Annotated in this window: 17 protein-coding genes; 9 read left to right on the forward strand and 8 right to left on the reverse strand. The window is 37.4% G+C overall.

Annotated elements, in window-relative coordinates:
* Window positions 1-40 precede the first annotated feature (40 nt).
* From ACXACQ_RS16995 to ACXACQ_RS17025, 7 genes are all read right to left on the reverse strand, one after another.
* Entirely contained in the window at window positions 41-2,338 is a 2,298-nt protein-coding gene (locus tag ACXACQ_RS16995) for a TonB-dependent receptor (protein WP_474977163.1), read from the reverse strand.
* Between the two features lie 177 nt (window positions 2,339-2,515).
* The gene (locus tag ACXACQ_RS17000) at window positions 2,516-3,241 is read right to left on the reverse strand and encodes a siderophore-interacting protein (protein ID WP_474977164.1); all 726 of its coding nucleotides are present in this window, start codon (window positions 3,239-3,241) and stop codon (window positions 2,516-2,518) included.
* Window positions 3,242-3,285: 44 nt separating this feature from the next.
* Window positions 3,286-4,341: an MBL fold metallo-hydrolase gene (locus ACXACQ_RS17005; RefSeq protein WP_474977165.1), complete on the reverse strand. Its 1,056-nt coding sequence runs from the start codon at window positions 4,339-4,341 to the stop codon at window positions 3,286-3,288.
* Window positions 4,342-4,512: 171 nt separating this feature from the next.
* A complete protein-coding gene (locus ACXACQ_RS17010; RefSeq protein WP_474977166.1) occupies window positions 4,513-5,736 on the reverse strand; it encodes an alpha/beta hydrolase family protein in 1,224 nt (407 codons plus the stop codon).
* 83 nt (window positions 5,737-5,819) lie between these two features.
* The gene (locus ACXACQ_RS17015) at window positions 5,820-6,743 is read right to left on the reverse strand and encodes an SDR family NAD(P)-dependent oxidoreductase (protein WP_474977167.1); all 924 of its coding nucleotides are present in this window, start codon (window positions 6,741-6,743) and stop codon (window positions 5,820-5,822) included.
* Window positions 6,744-6,863: 120 nt separating this feature from the next.
* Window positions 6,864-7,559 (reverse strand): LytR/AlgR family response regulator transcription factor, encoded by a 696-nt coding sequence (locus ACXACQ_RS17020; protein ID WP_474977168.1) that lies wholly within the window; start codon window positions 7,557-7,559, stop codon window positions 6,864-6,866.
* Window positions 7,556-8,347 (reverse strand): sensor histidine kinase, encoded by a 792-nt coding sequence (locus tag ACXACQ_RS17025; RefSeq protein ID WP_474977169.1) that lies wholly within the window; start codon window positions 8,345-8,347, stop codon window positions 7,556-7,558. Before ACXACQ_RS17025 ends, ACXACQ_RS17020 begins: the two co-directional genes overlap by 4 nt.
* A gap of 600 nt (window positions 8,348-8,947) precedes the next feature.
* Here ACXACQ_RS17025 and ACXACQ_RS17030 point away from each other — a divergent pair.
* The 5 genes from ACXACQ_RS17030 (at window position 8,948) to ACXACQ_RS17050 (ending at window position 18,364) form a co-directional block, all read left to right on the forward strand.
* A complete protein-coding gene (locus ACXACQ_RS17030; RefSeq protein WP_474977170.1) occupies window positions 8,948-9,493 on the forward strand; it encodes an RNA polymerase sigma factor in 546 nt (181 codons plus the stop codon).
* Between the two features lie 121 nt (window positions 9,494-9,614).
* Window positions 9,615-10,736 carry a FecR family protein gene (locus tag ACXACQ_RS17035; RefSeq protein ID WP_474977171.1) on the forward strand — a complete coding sequence of 374 codons (1,122 nt, stop codon included), beginning with the start codon at window positions 9,615-9,617 and terminating at the stop codon, window positions 10,734-10,736.
* Window positions 10,737-10,913: 177 nt separating this feature from the next.
* Window positions 10,914-14,417: a SusC/RagA family TonB-linked outer membrane protein gene (locus tag ACXACQ_RS17040; protein WP_474977172.1), complete on the forward strand. Its 3,504-nt coding sequence runs from the start codon at window positions 10,914-10,916 to the stop codon at window positions 14,415-14,417.
* Between the two features lie 67 nt (window positions 14,418-14,484).
* Complete coding sequence (locus ACXACQ_RS17045; protein ID WP_474977173.1) at window positions 14,485-15,837, forward strand: RagB/SusD family nutrient uptake outer membrane protein; 1,353 nt, start codon at window positions 14,485-14,487, stop codon at window positions 15,835-15,837.
* A gap of 16 nt (window positions 15,838-15,853) precedes the next feature.
* A complete protein-coding gene (locus tag ACXACQ_RS17050) occupies window positions 15,854-18,364 on the forward strand; it encodes a zinc-dependent metalloprotease (protein WP_474977174.1) in 2,511 nt (836 codons plus the stop codon).
* A gap of 152 nt (window positions 18,365-18,516) precedes the next feature.
* On the opposite strand, the gene ACXACQ_RS17055 is transcribed toward ACXACQ_RS17050, so the two are convergent.
* Window positions 18,517-19,497: a helix-turn-helix domain-containing protein gene (locus tag ACXACQ_RS17055; protein WP_474977175.1), complete on the reverse strand. Its 981-nt coding sequence runs from the start codon at window positions 19,495-19,497 to the stop codon at window positions 18,517-18,519.
* Between the two features lie 127 nt (window positions 19,498-19,624).
* On the opposite strand from ACXACQ_RS17055, the gene ACXACQ_RS17060 reads away from it, so the two are divergent.
* From ACXACQ_RS17060 to ACXACQ_RS17075, 4 genes are all read left to right on the forward strand, one after another.
* Window positions 19,625-22,012, forward strand: a complete 2,388-nt coding sequence (locus tag ACXACQ_RS17060; RefSeq protein ID WP_474977176.1) for a TonB-dependent receptor — start codon at window positions 19,625-19,627, stop codon at window positions 22,010-22,012.
* A gap of 25 nt (window positions 22,013-22,037) precedes the next feature.
* Window positions 22,038-23,330, forward strand: coding sequence for a DUF4374 domain-containing protein (locus tag ACXACQ_RS17065; protein ID WP_474977177.1), 1,293 nt, complete (start codon window positions 22,038-22,040; stop codon window positions 23,328-23,330).
* A gap of 112 nt (window positions 23,331-23,442) precedes the next feature.
* On the forward strand, window positions 23,443-24,954 hold the full coding sequence (locus ACXACQ_RS17070; protein WP_474977178.1) for an ankyrin repeat domain-containing protein: 1,512 nt from the start codon (window positions 23,443-23,445) through the stop codon (window positions 24,952-24,954).
* Window positions 24,955-24,961: 7 nt separating this feature from the next.
* A complete protein-coding gene (locus ACXACQ_RS17075) occupies window positions 24,962-25,447 on the forward strand; it encodes a DUF2271 domain-containing protein (protein ID WP_474977179.1) in 486 nt (161 codons plus the stop codon).
* The last annotated feature ends 14 nt before the right edge of the window (window positions 25,448-25,461 follow it).

Below are 25,461 nucleotides of genomic sequence, written 5' to 3' on the forward strand. Positions count from 1 at the left end.
TTTATCAATTACATTTTGTAAATGAGTCCGTGAATAGACTTTAAAATTTGAAATTGTAGGTAACTGATGGCACCCAGCGAAACAATGCTGTTTGCATAGCCCTGGTGCGGGTAGGATCATCCGGATGATCTTCAAAAGTTATAGTATAGGCATTTTGTCTTCCATACACATTATACAAACTGAAATTCCAGGAAGACTCAAACCTTTTGTTTTTATGTGGTTTAGAATATGTGGCTCCTATATCTAACCTGTGGTAATCAGGCATTCTATATCCATTTCTTTCCGTATAATAAAATACTGTGTTTCCTTCAATATTGTATTTGCCACTAGGGAAAGTAACGGCATTACCTGTGTTGTAAACGAACAGTGCGGAGAGTGTCCATCTGCTTGAAAGTTCGTATGTAGATACAATAGATAAATCATGAGTCCTATCCTGGCGGGCCAGGTACCAATCATTATTATTGATTCCATCAATCTGCCTTTCTGTGCGCGACAATGTGTAGCCAATCCAACCAGTAAGCTTTCCGGATGTCTTTTTAATCATAAACTCCGCCCCATACGCCCTGCCTTTACCGTATAGCAATTCACTTTCCACATCTGGCGCAGAAATCAGATCGGCACCATCTTTATAATCTACCTGATTTTGTAAATCCTTATAATATGCTTCTATGCTTACCTGATATTTACTTTGGTTGAAGTTTCTAAAATAGCCTAAACTGAACTGATCACTAATTTCAGGTTTTATATTATAAGAGTTACCTATCCACTGATCTGTAGGTGTAGAGCTGGTACTATTGCTGAGTAAATGCAAATGCTGCGTATTTCTGGAATACCCTCCCTTAATACTACTGACTTCGTTAATGAGGTAACTGAACTGAAAACGAGGCTCGAAGTTGTAATAGGTTTTGCCAAATTCATTATCTCCCAGTAGTACGCTGTCCTGTAAAAGACCATGTTCATATTGATAATATGTGTCTTCACCCATTAGAGTATAAAATGAGAACCTTAAACCATAATCAATAGTTAGCCTTGAGTTCAGTTTAGCATTGTTGCTTATAAAAACAGAATTTTCAATTCCGGGCCTGCTTTGCTGACTTGCCGATATGCTATCTCCTTCAAAACGAGTTGGTGTTAGGGTATGATATATGGCATTAAAGCCAAATTTCAGGTTGTTTTTAGCATTAAGAAAGTAGTCGAATTCCTGTTTTAAATTCCAGTCTCGTATATCTGTATTTACATTAAAGTCTGAGCTTTGCCCATTAATAGCAATATTTGATTCATACGTGCTATAAATGATTGAAGTATTAGAGAATAACTTTGGAGAGATAATGCTATTCCAGCGTAGGGTACCAGTAGTATTTCCCCAGTCAATTCTAAAATCATCACCAAAACCCAACACATCCTGGCCAAAGTATCCACTAATAAATATTCTATTGTTATCATTAACCCAAAAGTTGGCTTTGGCATTCAGATCATAGAAATACAGTGAATTATCTTCAAAGTCTTCACTGGCCCGAAGAAAAAGATCCGCATACGTTCTTCGGCCAGAAAGTATGAATGAAGATTTACCTTTTTGTATAGGTCCTTCCAGGCTAAGGCGGCTACTGATTAATCCCAGGCCTCCTGAAACACTATACTTTTGATTATTACCCTCTTTCATTTTCACATCAAGCACAGACGAAAGTCGGCCTCCATATTGAGCCGGGCTGTTTCCTTTTATAATGGTAACATCTTTTAAAGCATCACTATTAAAGGTGCTGAAAAAGCCTAAAAGGTGAGATGCATTGTAAACGGGTGCTTCATCCAGCAAGATTAAGTTTTGATCTGCCGAACCACCCCTGACAAAAAAGCCTCCATTTCCTTCTCCTGCTGACTTTACCCCAGGCATAAGCTGTAGGGTTTTAATAATATCTTTCTCTCCGAATATAATGGGTAACTTATCGGCCTCCTTTATATCTATTTTTTCTACTCCTATTTCTGTGTTTTTTATATTATCATTTTCCTTTTCTGCTGTTACTACCACTTCCGACAATTGGGTAGTATTTTCAGATAAATTTTTATCCAGCTTAATGTTATCTGTTAGAGTTATAAAAGTTGTATCTGACTTATACCCCATAAAACTATAAATCAGGTGGTATTTCCCTTCTGGTAAGGTAAGAGAATAAAAGCCATATGTATTACATGCTGTGCCTGTTTTAAGCTCTGGAACATAGATAGAAACTCCGATTAATGTTTCTCCGGTGCCGTTATCTTTAATGGTTCCGCTAATGGTATGATTTTGTGCTACAGTTAGTCCCCATGAAAAAAGAAGAACAGAAATAGTAAGTAATAATCTCATAATAGATCTTTTGGTCTTGAAGGGACAAAACAAAGGTCAACACCATTGAGAATAAAATTAAAGCGATAAAACAGGAGAAATGAGCGAAGAAATAAACCCTGGATCCCGCACCATAAAAAAAGTCTGAGATTTTACCTCAGACTCCTTTCATTATAATTTCAGCTTTTAGTATGCGAATTACTCCAGACCTTTTTTATCAGGATTCCAAAATGGTTTAATTTTAATTTCTCTATTTTGCCAATGAAGCTGGCTTTTAAAATATCTATTGAGAGCTACGCAAATTCGACTATCGCCTCCTATATATACCATTTTTTCACCCATCATAGCAGGTAATATTTCATTGATCTTATGAATTAACTCAAGGATAGGTTTGTTTGGCAATTTATAAAAATCAAAGGGTTTAGAATTATCGATATCATTGAAAAAATCACTTTGGCTTTCACCATAAATAATGCTATTAACCTGTTTATAGAATGGTAAATTTCTTTTAATTACGTATAGATGAGATAATGCGGAAATGTCGCCAATCATTAAATAACTATCAGCTATATCATCTTGTACGAATTTCCCTTTCTTCCACCTGAAAAATACTTTATCTCCTGGTTTTAATTGAGTAACCCATCTCGCTCCCGCACCATTGCTATGGGTGGCTATGGCCAGATCTAGTGTATTATCTTCTTTATCAATATTCCAGACAGAATAGCTCCTTACAAAATCATTTCTCGACAAAGTTTCATCAGTTACACCTATTGCCACCCGCAGAAAATAGCCTGGCATAAAGTCAGCTTTACTAATATTTTCGTTTTCAATACTAATTTTATAAACAGCATCGGAAATTTTTTCTTTACCAATCACCGTGCCTTCCTCAAGGATCTGTTTTAAAACTGTTTTTAATAAGCCCATTTATTCAAATATTTGGTTAAGCAAATAGCGATTGCTAATAATAATTACTTTTTATAAAATCTGGTTTCACCTTCTGGAAGTGTAATAAATTCATCTTCGGAAAGACCTTCTTTGTCCATAGCCTTGCTAAGATCCTCCAGAGGTTGTTCAAAACGCTCAGAAGCTAATTGAAAAGTGCCAAAATGCATACCTATGCTTTGAATGGCTCCCAAATCCCTATGTGCCATAACAGCTTCTGCAGGAGAGGTATGAATGGCTTTCATAAAAAAATCTGGCAGGTAGGCCCCTATGCCTATTATTGCGATTTCGGGTGAGCCCATACGCTCTTTTATATCTGCAAAGTGAGTAGAATAACCTCCGTCTCCCCCGAAGTATACAGTACGGTCACCTGATTGTATATAATAGCTCCCCCACAAGCTTTTATCCCGATCGAAAAGACCGCGCGCTGATGAATGCTGAGCAGGAGTAAATGTAATGCGAGTTGACGGGGTCACCTGTACACTGTCCCACCAGTCAAGCTCTTTCACATTACTTATACCTATTGACTCCACTAATTCTTTATCGCCAATTGGAACTATCACCTTAGGAGAAAACTTCTCATTAAGTGTTTTTAAGGTTTCTACATCCAGGTGGTCGTAATGATTATGGCTTAATAATATCACATCAATATTAGGTAGGTTCTCTATTTCTACAGCCGGTTTTCTTACACGCTTAGGGCCTATCCAGCTTATCGGACTGGCTCTTGTTGACCATACAGGATCTGTAAGAATGTTAAGATTAGATGTTTGAATTAAAAAAGTGGCATGATTTACAAAGGTTAATGCCAAATCACCCGTTTTTATATGGTCTGAAAGCCTGGGTACTCCCGTATTCTCTACGCTATCAGGCCAGCTTGGGCGACCTTCTCTCATCATTCTGAAAATGTCTGAGAAACCTGGTGAAAACTGTTCCTCCAGGGTAGGGTTAAAAAACTTCTTACCGTTATAGTGGTCAGATTTCTTCCTCCTATCTTCTGATGCTGAATCTTTGAACTGATAGATTCCTAAAGAGATCAGTATTCCCAATCCAATAAATAATCCGATACCTAAAATCGTTGACATTTTCATGCTTTTCGTTTACAAGCTAAAGTTGGAACTTTAAAACTCATCTCCTGAATTATTGCGATAAAGTGTTGTAAGTCCGCGAAGAAGTGATACGCTAAGATTTATTTGTGAATGAATATTTATTTACAAGGCTGTTTAGTGTTACGGAATCTATGTTGGGTCACCTATTTATAGGTTATCCTCTACCCAATCAAACAAAATTTCGGAAGCAGCACCATATCCACCCATTTGGGTATGGTTTTGAGCACTTGTATCTTCATCAAACAGCATATAGTGTTTAGGGCACTTTAAGGCATCATAGAAAATTTTGGCTCTTCCTGGGAGCACTTCCGCGGTAGCATCCATAACCATAACTTTACAGGTGATCTGATCCAAAATATCTTCATTGGTATATTTGTCAAGCTCTTTGATTACCGTATCGAAATCATTTTGCACACCGTGCTTCCAGGCATAATCCTGTACCATAGCATCAATCATAGAAGGTCTGAGAAACTTTGGCAACTTTTTTATTTTTCTGAATGCATCAGCTATTGAAGTTCCCCAACTGATGTTGCCCGGGTTAGTAATACACAATCTGATTCTTTTCTCGAATGCGGCAGCCCTAGGAACCAGATAGCCTCCAAAACTGATCCCCAAAAGGCCAATTCGGTTCATATCTATGCCTGATAGTGTTTCAGCATAATCAACAATTGGGGTAATTACCTTTTCCCAATCATTTCTGAATTTTAAGCCCTGCAATCGAAGAGCTGCTCCCTGACCGGGCCCCTCTACAACTAAACAATGTATGCCTCTTTTTATGGCCTCATCATATACCCAAACAGTATCTTCCCCCCATGTGTCTCTACCTGGAGTAATAATCATCAATGGTGCTTTTTCTTTAGCTACAGGTGAGCGATAAAAATATCCGGGCAAAAAGGTATCTTCATAAGGAACCTGAATCTTTTCTCCTGGATAACCGGATGTTTCAAGATAGCGATTATAGCAATGCACACTATTCTTTGAAAAATCTACTACAATAGAATCGTCTTGTTCACTGAAACACATTAGAGCTATTCTCCAATATGATGCAGCTCTCAAATACGCAGATGCTGCGGAAACCATTTTATTGTTTTTATATGATCCTTCTGCTCTAGATTGTACCTTTTCGGCCGTATTACCCCAAGCTATAGCCCAATCCTTTTCAGAAGAACCATTCAATTGGCCGAGGGTCTCAAATACTTCCCCCGCATCTGTCATCTGAAATCGAATTAACCCAAGGATATGCTTGGTCAGAGCATCTTTCAACATATGATCAAAAAACTTCAACTCTGACCAATGTTTGCCGGAGTAGATATACTTTTTCATATCTACTTTGCTTTTCATCATAGCCATGGGGCTCTTACTTTTAGCCATTGTATTTATCTTCTTCTGTTTTAAGGTTATTTAAGGTTAATTCAGACAGTTTTAGCTATTCTATCTTCTAACCAGAATACTTTTTAGAGATTAACCATAGCTTCGCTCTCTTGCCATAGTTGCTTTTGAAGCTCTTTATTTTGAGCCAGCTTCGATGGATTTAAAAATTTATGTTTCCCTTTTACCATCGAGATATAAATTTGGCCTTCAGGTGGGTTCAACTTACCTAACGCAATATCCGCTAGCGCTTTGCCCGGAACTTTGGGTTGACTCAAATTATATTCATGACGAAATATGCCTATAATACGGAATACTGTATGCATCAGAATTCTCATAATAATTTTAGCAAGCATAGGGCTCTCACGGCCTAAAGAAGTGCTGGTAAGCCCCGGATTAAATGCTATAACTGAGATGTTTTTCTCTTTTACCATCTCAGAATCTACCAGATAAAGAGCCGTCATTATATTACAAAGTTTGGATGCTGCATAAGCACGCATACCACTGCCAAAGCCACCTTTTACAGGATTAGCCTGTTTCTGAGGTTCCAGAGATTTAGGAGCCATGGGAGTTACTTCCGGATCGTGCGTATCGCTTGTGGTGATTATTAATCTGCCATTTTGGGTCAGGTAAGGCATTAACAGGCGAATTAACAAGTAATGAGCCAGGTGGTTAACGGCAAAAGCCATTGCATAACCATCCACACTTCTTTTCTCATTAGTAGGTGTTTGCATACCTGCATTTAGAATAAGAACGTCTATTTTTTCTTCTCCTATACTGTTAATCACCTCTTGAGCAAATTTTCTTACACTATCCAGAGAAGCCAGGTCCAAAGGCAGGCTTAGGTAACCATTGGTAGGAATGCTATTACTTCTTGCTCCTATGAGAATTCGGGCGTTTGTTTGATCCACCAAATTCTTTACTGCATGCAAACCAATTCCAGAAGTTGCTCCCGTCATTACTATAGTAGGGGAAAACAAATTATACTCACGAACTCTTAATTCGCCCATATCTAGATATACTTTTAGTGATTATTAATCCAAATATTAATCCTGAGGGCTTGATAAAAGAATTAAAGCGATGAAGTATACAAATGGAGCGAAGAAATCAGCTCTATACGCAATTCATATTTATTGATTATTGAATCTTTTGAAGAAGGCTTCAACATAAGTATTGCCTATAGACACTTCTCGGTCAGAGAGTAGTATAGTTTTATTTTTAATAGATGTAATTCTATGCACAGGAATTATGGCAGAACGATTAACACGAATAAAATCCTTTTCTGGTAATTTTTCAGAAATTGCCTTCATCGTCATCCTGGACATTACAAGTTTTTCATTCTGGATAAATATTTTCACATAGTCAGCCATCCCTTCAATAAATAAAATCTCTGACAAAAGAATTTTTACTAAGCTAAAATCAGCTCGAACAAAAATGCATTCATCGTCATATAGATCTGTTTTTCGCAAGAAATGGAAGTAATCTTTAGCCTTGGACATAGCTTGGTCAAACCGTTTCTTGTTAAATGGTTTTAGAAGATACTCAATGGCATTTAGTTCATAACTAGTAGCGGCATATTCACTAAATGCTGTAGTGAAAATTACCATAGAATCTTGAGGCAAAGCTTTCACCAAATTGATCCCAGACATGCTCGGCATATGAATGTCAACAAACAGAAGGTCAACCGGATATTTACGTAGATGCATCAGGGCCTCCTTGGGTGACAAAAATGTCTTTTTTAAATCAACCAAATCACTTTGACTACAAAAAGTTTCAATCACTTTCAAGGCCAGCGGCTCATCATCTATAGCTATAGCATTTATCATAATAAATTAATGTGTAATGAAACCATAAAATCACTTTCTGTAGCCGTAATAGATAATAAGTGCTTTGATGGATAAATCAATTCCAACCGGCGTTTTGTGTTTTTTATGCCTAACCCACTTCGCTCTGAAGTTTCGGTTTGCATTTCAACTATTCTATTACTTACAGCCAAATGCAGCTCACTATTTTCAATAGTTATCTCAATTTTAATATCACTTTGACTTTCTATATTTACACCGTGTTTAAAGGCGTTTTCTATAAATGGTATGAGCAGCATAGGGGCAATCTGAAAATCAGAGTAATTTCCAGAGAAGAAATAATCTAATTTTATTCTTTTGTCCAACCTTATCTTCTGCAATTCAATATAGTTATTGATGTAATTAACCTCATCATCTAAGGGTACAAAATCCCTCTGAGTATCTCTCATGGTATAGCGCATCATTTCTGACAACTTATCTACCATATCAGCGGCTTTTGGTGAAGTATCAATGGCAATGGCGAAAATATTATTCAATGTATTGAATAAAAAGTGAGGATTAATTTGCGACTTAAGAGATGCTATCTGTGCGGTGAACTTTTCTCCTTCAGTCTCTTTAAGCCTTTGATTTACTGCCAACAAGGTAGATGTAACAATAGAAACAATCAACATTAATAGTCCATTTATTTTAATAACTGGTTGCACTGTAGCCAACAAAGGGCTGGATTCGGCCAGCTGATGAGGACTGAACCCCGTAAATGAAATAATAAAGCCTGACACAGAGAATACTAGCAAGATCGATAATGCCAGCAATACAAAGTATGTTTTATATTTTTTCGCAAATAAAAACCTGGGTATGAGTATGAAATAATTGAAATAGAAAATAATAATAAGTACAACACTAAGCATTAATGGAGGGAAGAAAGAAAGGACATCAGCATTAGGAAGTATAGAATGGTATACTTGCCGGGTTAAAAAAAAAGGGACCATCAAGAGTAAACACCATCCCAGAATATGTATCTTAATTATTAATAAGTTCTTTTTCACCGCTATATCTCGTTATTCTACAAATCAAAAATCTAAAATTAATTTCAGCAAACAAACGCGATGTAATTGATGATTTTGTAGAGGAAATATAGGCATGATACATAGTGTTAATCAAAGCCAGCACCATAGTTCCATCACATTAGCTAGGGCTTAATTGGTTATTTTTTGCCACTAAAATTTTATTTTAATTATTGGTATTGAAATTATTATTTTGCTGATAATGAATCACTTTATATTTTCACTTTCTGACTTTCACTGTATTTTAATTAATTTAATAAGCTGTTTATGAGATAGTTTGCGTAATTCCATATTATCGTATTGTTAAATAATTTTACTAATTTTAAGCGTTGATAGAGGCTTATTTTATTGAAAGAGAATTTACTTTTAGCGAAGATAGCGGAGAGAGATAAGGTTGCTTTCCATAGTTTGTTCGACATCTTTTATAAGGAGTTGGTAACATACGCCTATAAGCATCTCTACGATCAGGCTGAAAGTGAGGATTTGGTACAGGAAGTGTACATATACATTTGGGAAAATGCTACCAAACTACAGGTGCATACCAATATGAGAAGTTATATGTATACGATGGTTCGCAATAGATGCATCAATAAATTAAAAAGCCTATCGGTAGTAGATTATGATCATGCTATAGATCTCAATAGCATTTTTGATGACATAGCCGTTTTTCCTGCCTTTGAAGAGAATGAAGAAGATATTTATAGTTTAGTAATGGCTGTCATCAACACTTTCCCTGAAAAAATGAGGGAAATTTTCCTTCTTAGAGTAAAGCATAATTACAAATACCAACAGATTGCCGAGCATAGTGGCGTTTCTGTAAATACAGTAAAAACACAGCTCAAGCGTGCCAAAGAAAAGATCAACAAGATGGTTTTTTCCTCTTTCTTCTTCTGATTTAACTGCGTTAAGACAATTTATTTCCTTTCTTTTTAGAAAAAAGTAAAATTTCTTGTCACCCATTTTTCCTCTTTAGTTGTCATACCCACAAACGACTACTATACACTACATCTGAAAGATGGATTTTAAACTAATAATTAGGAAAATAGAAGGGCGGTTGTCTGCTGAGGAGCAAAGGATATTTGATCGTTGGTATGATGAATCGGAAGATCACCGGAAGTACTTTCAAAAGGTGAGTTCTGGTTATGATAAGCCAGTCCCACCAATAGATAAAGGCAAAGCTTGGTTCAAGCTACAGCAGGAGATTACAGTACCTCCGAAGCCTAGCCATAAATGGAGATATAGTGTGGCAGCCAGCCTCATACTTTTGGCTATGGCGGGTCTTACCTTTTTTATAATTCAAAAAGATAGTACAAATAAGGTAACAGAAAAAATCATTGCCGCTGGTACCGATAAGGCTATACTTACACTGGCAGATGGTACAGAAATAGACTTGCAAAACGGACAGCCATATAGTGCCCACGGTGTTACCAGTAATGGAGAGTCTATAAAATATGCAGGTCAGGCTCAGAAGTTAGAATATAACTATCTCACTATACCCAGAGGAGGTGAATTTTACTTGGAGTTATCTGATAGTACCAAGGTCTGGTTAAATGCTGATAGCCGCATAAAATACCCCACAGCTTTTATTGCAGGACAGCCCCGTAGAGTAGAACTAGTATATGGAGAAGCTTATTTTGATGTTTCTCCGAGTGCACAAAATCATGGAGACCATTTTATAGTAGCTACAGGAGCTCAGGAAGTAGAAGTGCTGGGTACGGAGTTTAATATCAGGGCTTACAAAGAAGAAGGGAATACCATTACCACGTTGGTAGAAGGGCATGTGGAGCTTGATGCGGAAGGCAAGAAAACAGATATGCACCCCAAAGATCAGGTGACTTTTAATTACAAAGACAAGGTATTCAACAAGAAGGTGGTAGCAGTTCATGATTATATATCATGGAAAGATGGCTTTTTTAGTTTTAATGAAAGCACCTTGGAAAGTATAACGGAAAACCTAAATAGGTGGTACGATGTACAAATTGTATTTGAAGATGAGGAGGTGAAAAATATAAAATTTAATGGAGTATTTAGCCGCGATTTAGGGCTTAACAAGATTTTAAATCTACTGGCAAAAACGAGTAATATAACTTATGAAATAAACAACAACCAAATAGAATTAAAGAAAAAAGGGGAATAAGTTCAGATCTCTTACCATACAAAACTTTTCCCCTTTGATTAATTATATCATAACTAATCTTAATTATTCAAATTTATGAAAATTAAATTTACCGGTTCCCTTTTTGCCCTGGCAAAAAGAGTGGTGCCCCCTAAGGTGGGTTCCGTATTTTTATTAGTTTGCACCTGTGTCTTTAGTTTGGCAATTAAAGTTTCAGCTCAGGATGCTAACATATCAATACCCGAAACCAGGCAGTATTCTACTACCCAGGTCTTCGATCTTATCAAGAAACAGACGAATTATACATTTGTTTACAGATCTGATCTTTTTAACGGTCAGCCATCAGTAAATATTTCAGAAGGTTACATTAAAACTGCTGATTTACTGAAGCTAAGCCTTGGAGATAAATTCTCCTATGAGTACTCGGCAGAGGATAACAGCATTGTAATTACACCTAGGCCTGCGGACAAAGAAAACCTACAATCAGGAGCTAGTCATAATCAGGTACACCAAGTATCTGGTGTAGTTGGCGAAGAGTCGGGAGAAACCCTTGCAGGAGTATCTGTGATTATTCAAGGGGAGGGAAGAGGTACCATTACAGACGCGAATGGACGCTATACTTTAAATGCGCCCTCAAACAAAAACCTTATCTACTCTTTTTTAGGGTATGAAAGGGTAGAATTACCCGTAGGTAATCGTACAGAGATGAACGTTACACTCAAAGAGAGTCTCACCACACTAAGTGAGGTAACGGTTGTTTCTACAGGGTATCAAAAAATAGATCCTAATAAAGTGACAGGCTCTTACGAACTTATCAGTTCTGTGGATTTACAGGAAAGCCCCTCGATAGACATTATCGATAGGTTACAAGGTAAAGTGCCAGGCGTAAGATTCGATGCAGTTAACAATACCGTTTCTATAAGAGGACCTAACACATTCTATACAAGCTCTGCACCACTTATTGTAATTGATGGTTTTCCGGCTATTGATCAGAGTTTAAGTGCAACCCCAGGAACTGATTTTAATAATATTGGTAAAACATCCAATAACTCAGTGTTAAGTACCTTCAACATTAATGATATTGAGAGTATTTCATTTTTAAAAGATGCCTCTGCGGCCTCTATCTGGGGATCGAGAGCGGCAAATGGCGTAATTGTGATTACTACAAAAAAAGGAAAGAAAAACTCTGCTCCGGTATTTAACTTCAGCGCTACGGCCACGTATGCTAAGCCTTCAAATCTGGATGATTTGAATAGAATGAGCAGTAAAGAATATATCGATTTTGAAACCGAGCTATTTGACAATAACTTTTTCCCTGATCCTTATTCTGCCTGGAGATATCAAAATGGTAGTCAGGCATCTAATTATATGTTTCAGGCGCAAAGAGGTGAAATAACTGAGGCAGAACTAGATGCTCGGATAAATGAATTATCTCAAGTTAATAATAATGATCAGATAGAAGAGTATTTATTACAGCCAAGTGTTACCCAGCAGTACAACCTATCAATTAACGGAGGTTCCGATAATAGTACATACTATGTATCAGGAAATTACTCTTCTAATAGACCTTCTTTTAAAAGTAATTGGTCTGAGCAATATGCCATTACAGCTAATTATAATACTTCCTTTTTTAACGACAAGGTCTCATTACAGACGGGTATTAACCATACCTACTCTACAGACGAAGTAAACACAGGTGCAATTGCCTCAATTTCAGAAGGACCTTTTGGATTACGACCTTACGACTTACTTGTAGATGAAAATGGAAATGCCATAGACAGAGATATTCTTTTTACCTCCGATGTAATAGAAGATTTTGAATCACAAGGCTATCTGCCTTGGAGCTATAATTCTATAGACGAGCTTGATAACTCCAGCTCCACATTTAACAAAAACAGAACTAGGATTAATGCTATGCTCAGTGGTGATATCACTTCTTGGGCCAAGTTATCCGTTTCTGGTATGCTACAAAGAAATTCAACAGAAGTAGTAGAATATTATGATGAAGATAGCTATGAAATGAGAAGCCTTATTAACGAAGGTACCACTATTAATGAGGCCACAGGGCAGTTAGTGTATGGGGTACCTGTAGGTGGTAGATATGAAGCTGGTAATACATTTACTTCTGATTATACAATGAGAGCTCAGTTGGACATTGACAAAAACTGGAACAACATCCATCAACTGACAGCAATAGCTGGTACTGAAATAAGACAATCTAAAGGCCGTGGTTATAATATGGTAAGATACGGATACGATAAAGAATCTTCTACCACCGTAGTGGTTAATCCTACCACACCTTATGCCACCATTTATGGTAGTACCGCCACGCTAACAGGTTTTGATAGATCCATTTACAGATCTATTAACAGATACTTATCATACTATGGCAATGCCAGCTATAGCTATTTACAAAAGTATTTTATCAGTGGAAGTATTCGTTTTGATGATACTAACATGATAGGGGTAGATAAAAGAAACAGAGCTATTCCTTTATGGTCCACTGGTCTTAGATGGAATGCTAAAGCAGAAGACTTCTTGATCAATGTGAATTGGCTTAGTCTGTTAAATGTAAGGACATCTTATGGTACAGGAGGCTCATCTCCGGCCAACAATACAGGTGTTTTAAGAACATTGTATACCGTAGGTGGTACAGATTATTACAGTGGGCTTCCATATGGTTATATAGGATCTCCCGGTAATAGGGATTTTGGTTGGGAAACCACCAAAACATTAAATGCAGGTTTCGAAATAGGAGTTTTTGATTCTCGCATTAACTTAAGTTTTGATATTTACAAAAAATGGTCTAAAGGCATACTTGCTAATGTACCCTACAATGGTACTTACGGATGGACTAACCTCACCTACAACACAGGAGACATGGAAAGTAATGGATATGAATTGGCAATTAACGCATATCCTATAAAAACAAGAGACTTTTCATGGTTAACTAACTTCAATATTTCATACAATACCAATGAAGTTACGGATAGCCGATTTGATGATAACGTGGCATTAGCTGAGAATTTTATTTCATCGGGCAATCCTGTAGATAATTTAATGGTTTATAAATGGGCAGGCTTAGATGAAACTGGTCAATCGCAAGTTTATGATGAGGACGGCAACATAGTACCTTCTACAGATTTTGAAGTAACGGGCAATGACTTGGTATACGCAGGCCGTACTACCCCTACACATTTTGGAGGTTTCACTAACACCTTTAGGTATAAAAACCTGAGTCTATTGGTAAGAATTACATATGACATGGGCCATAAAGCATTGAAAAGAGATATCAGCACATCATATTACCCTACCTCAGGCTATTTTTCCGACTTTCTTGGCACCAGTAAAAAGCTAACTGAGAGATGGAGAGAGGAAGGCGATGAAGCATTTACTGATGTACCGGGTATTTTGAATAGCAATACAAATAGTATTAATAGATACAAACAAGCAGATATTAATGTGATTGACGCTGATAATATTCGTTTAGCTCAAGTTTCACTTTCTTATATACTTCCATCTGCAGCGATCGCTAAAATCAAGTATATCAGATCAGCCACCATTACTGCATCAGCGAATAACCTAGGACCGATTTGGGTGAAAAATGATGAAGGTATAGATCCTCTATATATTTTTCAGGGATCATATTCAAGTTTAGCTCCTGCAGCTAACTACTCGCTAGGATTAAATATTTCATTTTAAAGCCATGTAGAAAGAGGTGTGTGTCTTAGGACATTCATTATGGCTAATTAAAATTAAAAATATACACATGAAAAGAATAATATACAGTCTGGCACTTTTAGCCGCACTTACCGTAAGTGGGTGTCGCGATTACGTAGAGGTTGAAGACCCTACTCAGCGGGAATTGAAGTATACAGAAGATTACCAATACTTAATGAATTATACGTCAAGGTTAGAGGGGGCTTGTCAAGCTCCGCTTGTAGCTTCTGACGATGTAGAATTTGTAGGAGAGCCTATTCAGAATAGTCTTACTGAGGTAATCGCATCTATTTATAAATGGGCAGAGAATATATATGCTGAAGATCAGCAAGATAATGATTGGCAGGCATTATATCAGCAGCTATACACTATCAACTCTGTAACAGATGGAGTTATGAGCAGCGAAGGAGGCACAGATGAAGAAAAACAGCAAATATTAGCACAGGCCAAAGTACACAGAGCGTTTGCCTATTTCTGTCTTGTAAATATGTACGCCAAGCAGTACAATGTGAGTACAGCCGCTACAGATTTAGGCGTGCCTTTGTTAACCAAACCAGACTTGTTTGCATCATTAGAAAGAGCATCTGTGCAGGCAGTGTATGACCAGATCTTCACAGACATGGAAGAGGCATTAGAAGTGTTGCCTGATTTTCAGGAGAATTCATTTTTGCCAGGCAGAGCTGGAACATTGGCACTGATGGCCAGAGTTTATTTACAGATGAGTGACTATGATAATGCCTTAACTTATGCTAATGAGGCATTAGCATTGCAAAATACGCTAAATAACCTGGCAGATTATGAAGCAGCTCCAACTACTTACCCTGTTAAGTATAGTGACCCTGAAATTATGTTATCGAAATCATTTAATGCCCCTCTTAGCGCAACTCCTGTCAATCATCAGCTTTTAGATTTATTTGAGGAAGGTGATCTTAGATATGAGTTATTTACCGCCCCTGCCAGCAACTTTTATTGGGAGTTTGAAGGTCGCGGTTATTGGAAACCTAGCCTTGTATACCAAGGAACCTATGCAGGTCCTTCTGTACCTGAAATGTTGTTAATAAGAGCGGAATGCCTAGCTCGTAACGGTAACGATAAAGAAGCGATTGATGCCCTTAATGAACTAAGGGTAGCCCGATTCGCACCGGAAGATTATGAAGACCTTCAGGTAGGTGAAAACACCTTACAAACCGTGCTGAATGAAAGAAGGCGCGAGCTTTTTTGCACAGGCCTGAGGTGGTTTGACCTTAAACGTTTGAATCAGGAGCCTCAATTTGCTATTACCATAGAACGTGAGTTCTTAGGAGAAAATTATGTGCTAGAGCCTAATAGCAATGAATACGTATTTCAGATAGCGCCAATTTATAGAAGGCAAAATGCTGAAATAGAAAAAAATCCCAGATAAATTTTAAGTCATATACATGTATAAATTGAAATATACTTTAGCATTATGTATCGTGCTGGCAGTTAGCACTTTGTCTATTGCGCAGAAAAAAGACAGTGCTAATAAGGATAAAGAGCAAGCAGCTAAGAAAGATTCTGCTAATACAGCCAAAACAGTAAAGATTAAAAAATTTGAAGATGTTATAAAGCCAGAAATGGAAAGAGGAGGGGGCTTTATCAAGACCTATATTGATAACGATAACTTCAAATATTTTTTTCAGATTCCTGATAGCATTTTTGGCAGAGACATATTGGTAGTAAATCGTATTGCTCAGGCATCTACAGATATGCGTAATGGACAGTTTGGACTAGTAGGAGATGAAATAGGGGAGTCTGTATACAGGTTTGAAAAAGGCCCTAGAGACAATGTGTTTATGAGAAGAATTTCTTTTAATGAATACAATGCAGATTCTACAAATGCCATGTATCAAAGTGTTTTAAAGAACAATGTGCAGGCCATTGTAAAAGCATTTCCTATTGCTGCTTTTGGCAAAGATTCATCTTCTGTAGTGCTGGATGTAACAGAGTTTTTAAACAGTGATAATAATGTGCTGTACTTTGAAAACCAAAAGCTAAAAGACCGTGCAGGAATGGGAGCACAGCAAAATGACAGAAGTTACGTCAAGTATGTGAGGTCTTACAGTTCTAACCTAGAAATAAGAGCTTTGAAGACTTATTCTGCAGGCATGAATCCTACCTCCACAGAATACACCGTGGAGCTTAACTCTTCTTTTGTATTACTTCCCAAAGAGCCTATGCGCCCAAGGTTGGTGGATGAAAGAGTGGGATATTTTGCCGTGGGCTATCGTGACTTTGGAGTGGAGCCTCAGGGGGTAGAAATAAGGAAGATGATTAAAAGGTGGAGGCTGGAGCCTAAAGCAGGAGATGAGGAAAAATACCTGGCCGGAGAGTTGGTGGAGCCTAAAAAGCCTATTGTTTTTTATATTGATCCTGCTACACCTAAAAAGTGGGTGCCATACCTTATTCAAGGTGTAAACGACTGGGAAAAAGCCTTTGAGGTAGTAGGATTTAAAAATGCGATTTATGCAAGAGAAGCTCCTAGTTATGAAGAAGATAGTACCTGGAGTTTAGATAATGCTAAATACTCTGCCATTATCTACAGGCCTTCTGAGATAGCTAACGCTATGGGACCAAGCATTTCTGATCCAAGAAGTGGTGAAATTATAGAAAGTCATATTTTTTGGTATCATAATGTGGCAAAGGTGCTGCACGATTGGTACATGGTACAGTGTGCAGCTATCGACCCTGAAGCCAGAAAACCAGAATTTGACGATCAGCTAATGGGTGAGCTCATCCGTTTTGTGTCCTCGCATGAGGTAGGCCATACCTTAGGTTTGCTTCATAACTTTGGAGCCAGCAGTACTACGCCCGTAGAGAAGCTGAGAGACAAAGAATGGCTAGATGAGCATGGACATACCACTTCTATAATGGATTATGCTCGTTTTAACTATGTAGCACAGCCAGAAGATAGCATAAGTAAAAATGGTATCTATCCTCGGATTAATGACTACGATAAATGGGCCCTGTACTGGGGCTATAAGTGGAGACCTGAGTTCAAAGATGAGGTAGAAGAACAAAAAGCTCTGGTTAAATTAGTCACCGATACTCTGGCTCAGAATAAAAGACTTTGGTTTGGAAATGAAATGGAACCCATGGATCCAAGAAGTCAAAACGAAGACCTTGGAGATGATGCCATGCTAGCCAGTGAATATGGCATTAAAAATCTAAAAAGGATAACACCGCACCTGCTAGAATGGAATACCACAGATTATAAAGGATTTACTGCTGCTTCAGATGCCTATGCGGCCGTTTATAGTCAGTATTTCAGATACATTTTACATGTTATGAAAAATGTAGGAGGAGTTTATCATGACGTGCGAGTAGGACTAAACACAGGGCCAGAGTATACTCACGTGGAATATGATAAGCAAAAACGTGCCATAGTTTTTTTGCATAAGCATGTTTTTGAAACACCCATGTGGCTTAATCAGAAGAACATCTTTGATAAGGTTCCTAATTCATTCGGCATAGAGATAGGTAACCTACAAAAGGATGTGATAGATGCCCTTATAAAAAGATTCAGAATATCTACAATGATGAATAACACCTTAGAAGACCCTAATCAATCTTATTCATTTAGTGAAATGCTGGGCGATATGAATAAAGGTATTTTCAGAGAGTTACATAATGGTGAAAGTGTAGATTTCTACAGAAGAAATTTGCAAAAAACGTACGTGAGCAGGCTTTTACTTCAAGTAACTACCGAAGAGAACCCAGGTTTAATAGTAGGTATGTTCCAGTATCAGCACTACTTATCGGATATGAAAGGCATGATAGTAGATGAACTAATGAAAGAGCTGAAAATGATAGACAAGGTAAAAAAGAGTAACAAGATAGATGATCTTACTCGTATTCACCTAGAACAAATGTCTATTGATATAAGAAAGAAATTAGACATTAATGATTAATTACTATTATTTATAAGAAAAGGTCGGCTTAGATTTTAAGTCGGCCTTTTTTTGTCATAAAAGTATCTTGCCTCACTATTACCCTTACACTACACACTGTAGTGAAGCGCTTAAACATCCTTACAACCTCGTATTATGAACTCAAAATAATCTTATTGTCGTGATTTCATTTGACTGGGCGATGCACCATAATATTTTTTAAAAGAAGTAATAAAATGCGGTATGCTGCCGTAGCCAAGCGTTGCTGCTATTTCATTAATCTTTTGGGTCTTCAGTAGCGCCAAAGCTTCTTTCATTTTTAAATCTATTATATGGCTTCTAATAGTCGACCCATATACTTTTTTAAAGCCTTTTTTTAACTGCGCTTCATTGAGCATAACTTCTCTAGCCAACTCTTTTATAGTAGGAGTTTCTCTAAAGTTAACTTCCATATAATAATGCGCACGTTTGATCTTATTTAGCGTATCCGAGCTTATATCGCTATAGGTAAGCTCATTCTCTTGCTCATAGCAATATAAGGTGAGTAAAAATTCCTTCAGCTTTAAATCCAGATAATGCGTTCTTTCCTTCAAGCGCCAGTCATACTTTACCATTTCACTAACTATATGATGAAGAGGAAAATTAATATAATAATTCATCTCCCCAATTAAAGGCTTATTGGCTTCTATCGCTTGATGAAACTTACTGTTGAGCAACCATACATCTCCTTTCATAAGGCTTTTGAAATAAGCGTATGAAAATACTATAATCGTATACTCTGTCTCTTCATTTTTTGGCATTAAGATATTTAGTCGAGAATCTTTTCCATAGCCTAGCTTAAGAAAACCAGGATGCGAGGAATGACTAAGCTGATCAGCAGTATCAGTTATGGTAGGATTTTTACCTTTTAGCAAGTAGATGATTTTTATATACTCACCGTCAATATTAAAAATATCTATAATGTCTTTATTGTGCTGAAAAGACGTTTGCACTATGCAAATCTCTGATGAATAGGTGAGGGTCGTGTTTATTTTAACTCCGTTCTTTTCTACTTTAATCTCTTGGGTCTGTAGCTGTTCCTTTACAGCTGCACTGTTCAAATCAATATCAAATAATGTAATATCTTCTGTTTTTATCTGCGACTTTATGAGCATAGTACCTTTTCCATAACTTTTTCATCCAAAACCGAATCAATTCCCACAGTATGTGAATTTAGATTTGCAATATTATTTAAAATTAGTCTAAATAAACTTAATCGCAATATAGTAAATTTTTATTCCTGTGAAAACCATCTTTCTGAGTACATTTTTTATCGTAATATGTTGTCTGCCAGCGTGGTCTCAAAAAGATGCTACAGTAAGCGGAGTGGTGTCATCTACCGAAGGAGAACCCATTGCAGATGCTTATATATTTTTAGATAAAACCAATATTTCTAGCGTAAGTACTGAAAAAGGTAAATATCAATTTAAAGTACCCCAAGGTGACTACACTATGATGTGCTCTGTACTAGGGTTCGAAAAGCAAATCATTCAGGTAAAAGTTACTTCAGGAGAAAGCGTAGTACATCATTTTAAATTAGTAAGGAAAGATCAGGTACTAGATGAGGTTGAAATTAAGGGCAAATCAATCATCCAAGAAGTAAAAGAATCAGCCTATAACGTAGCTACCATAGATTCAAAACCACTAGCCAACCGCACGGTTGACTTATCTGAAGCTATGGAAAAGACAGCAGGGGTAAAGATCAGAAGATCAGGCGGTGTTGGTTCTAACACATCAGTTATGCTCAATGGTTTCACGGGTAAGCACGTAAAAATATTCATTGACGGGGTACCTATGAACACTTATGGGTCTGCATTCCAAATTAACAATATACCCATTAACCTAGCAGAACGAATAGAAATATACAAAGGTGTGGTACCTGTAGAATTAGGAGCCGATGCCTTAGGCGGAGCCATTAATATCATCACCAAAAAAACATCTTCCACTTATTTGGATGCTTCGTATTCTTATGGATCATTTAACACTCATAAGTCTAATATTAACTTCGGCATTACCGGAAAAAAAGGCCTATCGCTAAGCGTAAATGCTTTCCAAAATTACTCTGATAACAACTATAAGATAAAAACACAACTATTGCAGCTAGAAGAAGAGGGCAAATCAGCTGTTTATACTGATGAAGAATATTGGTTCAGGCGTTTTCATGACACCTACCACAATGAGGCTATAGTAGGTAAAGTAGGTGTGCAAGGCAAAAGCTGGGCTGACCGATTGATGGCAGGATTCACCTATGCCCAAGAGTATAAAGAGGTACAAAATGGTAACCTAATGAAAAGGGCATATGGTGGTATAGTAAGAGAGTCTGACACTAAAGCCGCATCATTAGAATATTTTAAGAATAACCTCTTCACCAAAAACTTGGATTTAAAGCTGAGTGCCAACTACAGCCATGCCAGCAATAATAATGTAGATACACTAGCTCGTCTTTACAATTGGAAAGGAGAATACATGAATCAGGTGAAAAAAGGCGAATATCAGTATACACTATCCGAATACAACAACAACACAGGTGTGGTTACTGCTAACCTCAAGTATGCCATAGGTGACAAGCACCTGATATCCATCAACAACTTGTACAGCACTTTTACAAGAACAGCACGCAATGAGGTAGGTGAGGCTTCTATGTCAGCTGCTGACTCTATAAAAAAGGAAAACGTAAAAGATGTATTGGGTATTTCTTATCAATACAAGATAAACGAGAAATGGAGCGTTTCTGCCTTCCAAAAAAACTATTTTGTATCAGTTACAGGTCCAGTAGATACGGTTACTATTGCTTCTAACAGCTCACGTTACATATCTCAAAAAAGAACTTTCAACACCACCGGTTATGGACTTATCACTAACTACAAATTAAGACCTGCTGTTTTACTAAAACTGTCTTATGAAAAGACAGTAAGAGTACCCAATGCTACCGAATTATTTGGTGATGAACTCTTAGAAATAGGTACTGCTTCGCTAGATCCAGAAGTTAGTCAGAATATAAACTTCAATGTGGTATACAGTCCTGAATTGCCATCTGGCAAACATCAAGTATATGTAGATGCAGGCTTCATATACAGAAATACAAAGGATTTTATTAGAAGAATGATAGATACCGAAGTAGCATCTGCCAGCTATACCAACCATGGCAAGGTAAGAACATTAGGCTTGGATTTGGAAGCCCACTATGCTTACAGGAAAAAGCTCACACTAGGAGCTGCTGTTACCTACCAAAATATCATGAATATGGAGAAGTATGATGAGCTGGGCCGTGAATCTATCATTTACAAAGACCCAATGCCCAACAAACCTATATTCTTTATGAATGCCGACTTGGGGTACAAAATCAATAATTTCATAAAAGCAGGCAATACCCTCACATGCACCTATTATCTCAACTTTATGGATAAGTTTTATAGAAACTTTGAGAGTTTAGGCAGCAAAAGCAGCAAGTTATTTATTGATCAACAGCTATCTCATGATATAGGATTTACCTATGTAATGGCCAGTGGAAAATATAACCTCGGGTTTGAGGCCAGAAATATTACTAACGAAATGCTCTATGATAATTTCAGTCTTCAAAAACCGGGAAGAAGCTTCTCAATGAAGGCCAGATATTTTTTTAGCAAATAATAAATTTTAAACTTTCAATTTAACTATGCAAATATTTACAAACGAACTACGGAGGCGATTTGGAGCCTACGGATTATTAAGCCTGTTTGCTTTACTTATAATGGCCTGCAGTGATGATGATCCAGCTCCTGAGCAAATAGAAACTGGAGCCGAAACCTTCTTTTTATCTGCTTCTGGCACTGCTTCAGGCCAAGCCGCTGATTATATATTAAGCACTGATAGCTTGCAGTCCGGAGAGCTCAGCATTGCTGGTAATGGTATTGAGCTGTCATCTTCAGGTTATAGATGGATATTTAAAGATGATAATTCAGTAGCTGTAGGGTTAATTTACAATCAAGGAGACCCTGGTACTGGCTTGGCATATAAGCTAGACACTTCTGGCTTACAGAAAGTGGGGGAATTTCAAATTACCTCAAGGTTTACTTCATATGGTTTCTTTGAAAATTATGCTATTACTAGCGTTGGAGGTCAGGCTCTAGAAGGATCTGAAGATGAAGATGGAGCAGTTTTCAATTTCTTTGATACTGAAAATGGTATGTCTTTAAGTACAAAAGCCATACATACTCATGGTATTTTAGGTAACGACCAACAAGTAACTTTTTCTGGTATCGTAGATATGGGTAATGGCCAGTTCCTTACAGGAGCAGTAGCATCAGCACCTAAAGACCCTGAAGCCGGAGGCGGCAGTAGCACAGGAGAAGTGAGCTACCCCGATAGCTGCTGGGTAGTAGCCTTTGATGAGAACCTTGAAATTCAAAATATATACAGATCTGGCCAGTTGAGCTACTCTTCTGGTAGATTCCGTTCTCAGTACTATTCACAAATTAGCAAAGATGATGATGGTAATGTATACGTTTTCTCTGGTGCATATGAATCAACATCTACCAAGCCTGCGGGAGCTATCCGTATTAATGAAGGAGCTAGTACTTTTGACGACAGCTACTATTTTAATATAGAAGAAGAGTCTGGTGGCTACCACTTCAGAAATGTATGGCACATTACAGATGATTACTTCATGTTAGAATTTTATAACGAAAAAGAATTTACAACCAATACAGCGGCTACTCAATATGGCATTGTTAAAATGTCAACCAAAACATTTAGCTGGTTAGGTGGAGACATTCCTTCAAAAGAAACTATTGCTGATTACGGCCTACCTACATCATATGAAGGCAAACTGTATTTCCCTATTACCACTAACGATGGACAGTATCCAGCTATATATATGGTAGATCCGGCTACAGCTACTGCTACCAAAGGACTTACCGTTGTTTGTAACTCTTTAGAAGCTGTGGGCTTATTAAAAACTGATAACTAACATTTTTTATGGTGTTATTGCTCGCCTATGACGTTTACAACATCTTCATACTTATGATTTCCTCATAATACATAGGCGGCAATAGCCCATAAAATATTAATGATATAAAGCCATGCAAAAACTAATTTTAAGTGCTTTTTTAGTTCTTATTCTAGCTGTTACTAACCTAAAGGCTCAGGATAAAAACATATTCTTAGATAGAGCCTATTGGCAAGAAACTCCATCTTTAAACGATGTAAAAGATAAAATAAAAGCAGGTAATGATCCTGTTGCTTTCAACTCGTTTAAATTCAACGGCATTATGTATGCCTTACTTGCTGAAGTGCCTTCAGAGACTATAATTTATCTCATGGAGAATTATAGTAAAAACATTCATGAGCTTACTCACGATGGTAGAAATTACCTGCATTGGGCTGCTATGGGTGGCAAAATGGAAGTAATAAAATACTTGATAGATCATAAAGTAAAGGTTGATTTGGTGGATGACCACGGTTATACAGTCATCACATTTGCGGCTATTACTGCGCAGACAAATCCTGAAGTATATGATTACTTAATCGCTCATGGTGCTAATATTACTGACACCAACCACGAAGGAGCTAACTCATTACTATTGCTTACACCGCATCTTAAAGATGACGCCATGATTAATTATTTTGTAAGCAAAGGACTTAGCTTAAAAGATAAAGACAACGATGGCAATGGCGTGTTTTACTACACTGCCAAAACTGGCAATAAAGAGATGATGGACCTCCTGATAAAGAAAGGAGTTGACTATAAGAGCAAAAATAAAATAGGTGGTAATGCTATGATAGCAGCTAGCCAAGGTACCAGAAGAGGTACTAACGACCTTTCTGTATTTCAATACTTAGAGGCAAAAGGCATTAAGCCCAATGTAGTTACTAAAGAGGGAACCACACCACTGCACGCTGTAGCCGCCAAAGCTAAAGACATTGAAGTAGTAAAATACTTCTTAGATAAAGGAGTGAAAGCAGATCAGCAAGATGCTGAAGGCAATACAGCCTTAATAAATGCTGCTGCAAGAAATACCTTAGACATAGTAAAGCTTATCGAAAGCAAAAGCAAGGACATCAACCTACAAAACAAAGCCGGAGAAACAGCCCTTTTTGCAGCTGTTAAAGGAAACTCAACAGAGGTTGTGGATTTTCTAATCAGCGAGGGTGCTAAAACAAATCTCACAGACAAAGCCGAGAACAGCATAGGTCATTATTTAATAAGCTCATATAGAACCGGTGGCCGAGGTGGTGCTGACAACAGTGATTTTGATACAAAAGCAACTTTACTAAAGAAAAATGGCCTAGACCCCAAACAGAAACAAGCTAATGGAAATACACTGCTGCACTTGGCAGTAGAGAAAAATAGTCTTCCACTAGTGAAAAAGGTAGTGGCTATGGGAGTAAACATCAATGAAGCCAATAATGAAGGAACCACTCCGTTACAAATTGCTGCCATGAAAGCCACTGATACGTCTGTACTAAAATACTTGGTAGAACAGGGCGCTGACAAGAAGGTTAAAACCGATTTTGATGAATCTGTTTTTGACTTGGCAAGTGAAAACGAAGTTTTATCAGAAAATCAAACAGATATACAGTTCTTAAAATAAATAACACATGGTTAAGGTACTTAAAGTTATATGTTTACTCGTAATTAGTGTTGGTTTAGTAAGTTGGTCTTATGTGAAATCTACCTCAGATTCATATAAGTGTATGGTTCAGCTGATTAACTATGAAGGAGAGGCTGCATATGTAGCTGTCTCTTTAATCAACCCAGAAGGGAAATATGAAAAAACCCTGCATGTAATGGGTAAAGATGAGGAGTGGTACCCTGATCTGGCTAGTTGGTATACCTTTTTTGAAACCAATAGTGAGGTAGATGGGACCAGCAGTGCTAGCATTTCTGGAGGAGAGCGCAGGGTATGTGTATTGAATATAGACCAAGATAAGCTGGATGCAGGTTATAAAATACGCTTTGAAACCGCTGTAGAAGAACAAAAATATTATGAACAAGACCTTGAAATTCCTTTAACTAAGGAGGGGCTTCAGGGTAAGTTTGATGGTAAGGGGTATATCCGTTATATAAGAATTATACCCGGTTAATTGGGAAAGGACTT

This window comes from Fulvivirga sp. AWR4_260 (genome assembly GCF_056158185.1).

What these genes read in the sequence shown, in the direction of transcription:
- ACXACQ_RS16995 (WP_474977163.1), bottom strand. Translation starts at nt 2,338, where the DNA reads ATGAGATTATTACTTACTATTTCTGTTCTTCTTTTTTCATGGGGACTA.
- ACXACQ_RS17000 (WP_474977164.1), bottom strand. Translation starts at nt 3,241, where the DNA reads ATGGGCTTATTAAAAACAGTTTTAAAACAGATCCTTGAGGAAGGCACG.
- ACXACQ_RS17005 (WP_474977165.1), bottom strand. Translation starts at nt 4,341, where the DNA reads ATGTCAACGATTTTAGGTATCGGATTATTTATTGGATTGGGAATACTG.
- ACXACQ_RS17010 (WP_474977166.1), bottom strand. Translation starts at nt 5,736, where the DNA reads ATGGCTAAAAGTAAGAGCCCCATGGCTATGATGAAAAGCAAAGTAGAT.
- ACXACQ_RS17015 (WP_474977167.1), bottom strand. Translation starts at nt 6,743, where the DNA reads ATGGGCGAATTAAGAGTTCGTGAGTATAATTTGTTTTCCCCTACTATA.
- ACXACQ_RS17020 (WP_474977168.1), bottom strand. Translation starts at nt 7,559, where the DNA reads ATGATAAATGCTATAGCTATAGATGATGAGCCGCTGGCCTTGAAAGTG.
- ACXACQ_RS17035 (WP_474977171.1), top strand. Translation starts at nt 9,615, where the DNA reads ATGGATTTTAAACTAATAATTAGGAAAATAGAAGGGCGGTTGTCTGCT.
- ACXACQ_RS17045 (WP_474977173.1), top strand. Translation starts at nt 14,485, where the DNA reads ATGAAAAGAATAATATACAGTCTGGCACTTTTAGCCGCACTTACCGTA.
- ACXACQ_RS17050 (WP_474977174.1), top strand. Translation starts at nt 15,854, where the DNA reads ATGTATAAATTGAAATATACTTTAGCATTATGTATCGTGCTGGCAGTT.
- ACXACQ_RS17055 (WP_474977175.1), bottom strand. Translation starts at nt 19,497, where the DNA reads ATGCTCATAAAGTCGCAGATAAAAACAGAAGATATTACATTATTTGAT.
- ACXACQ_RS17065 (WP_474977177.1), top strand. Translation starts at nt 22,038, where the DNA reads ATGCAAATATTTACAAACGAACTACGGAGGCGATTTGGAGCCTACGGA.
- ACXACQ_RS17070 (WP_474977178.1), top strand. Translation starts at nt 23,443, where the DNA reads ATGCAAAAACTAATTTTAAGTGCTTTTTTAGTTCTTATTCTAGCTGTT.
- ACXACQ_RS17075 (WP_474977179.1), top strand. Translation starts at nt 24,962, where the DNA reads ATGGTTAAGGTACTTAAAGTTATATGTTTACTCGTAATTAGTGTTGGT.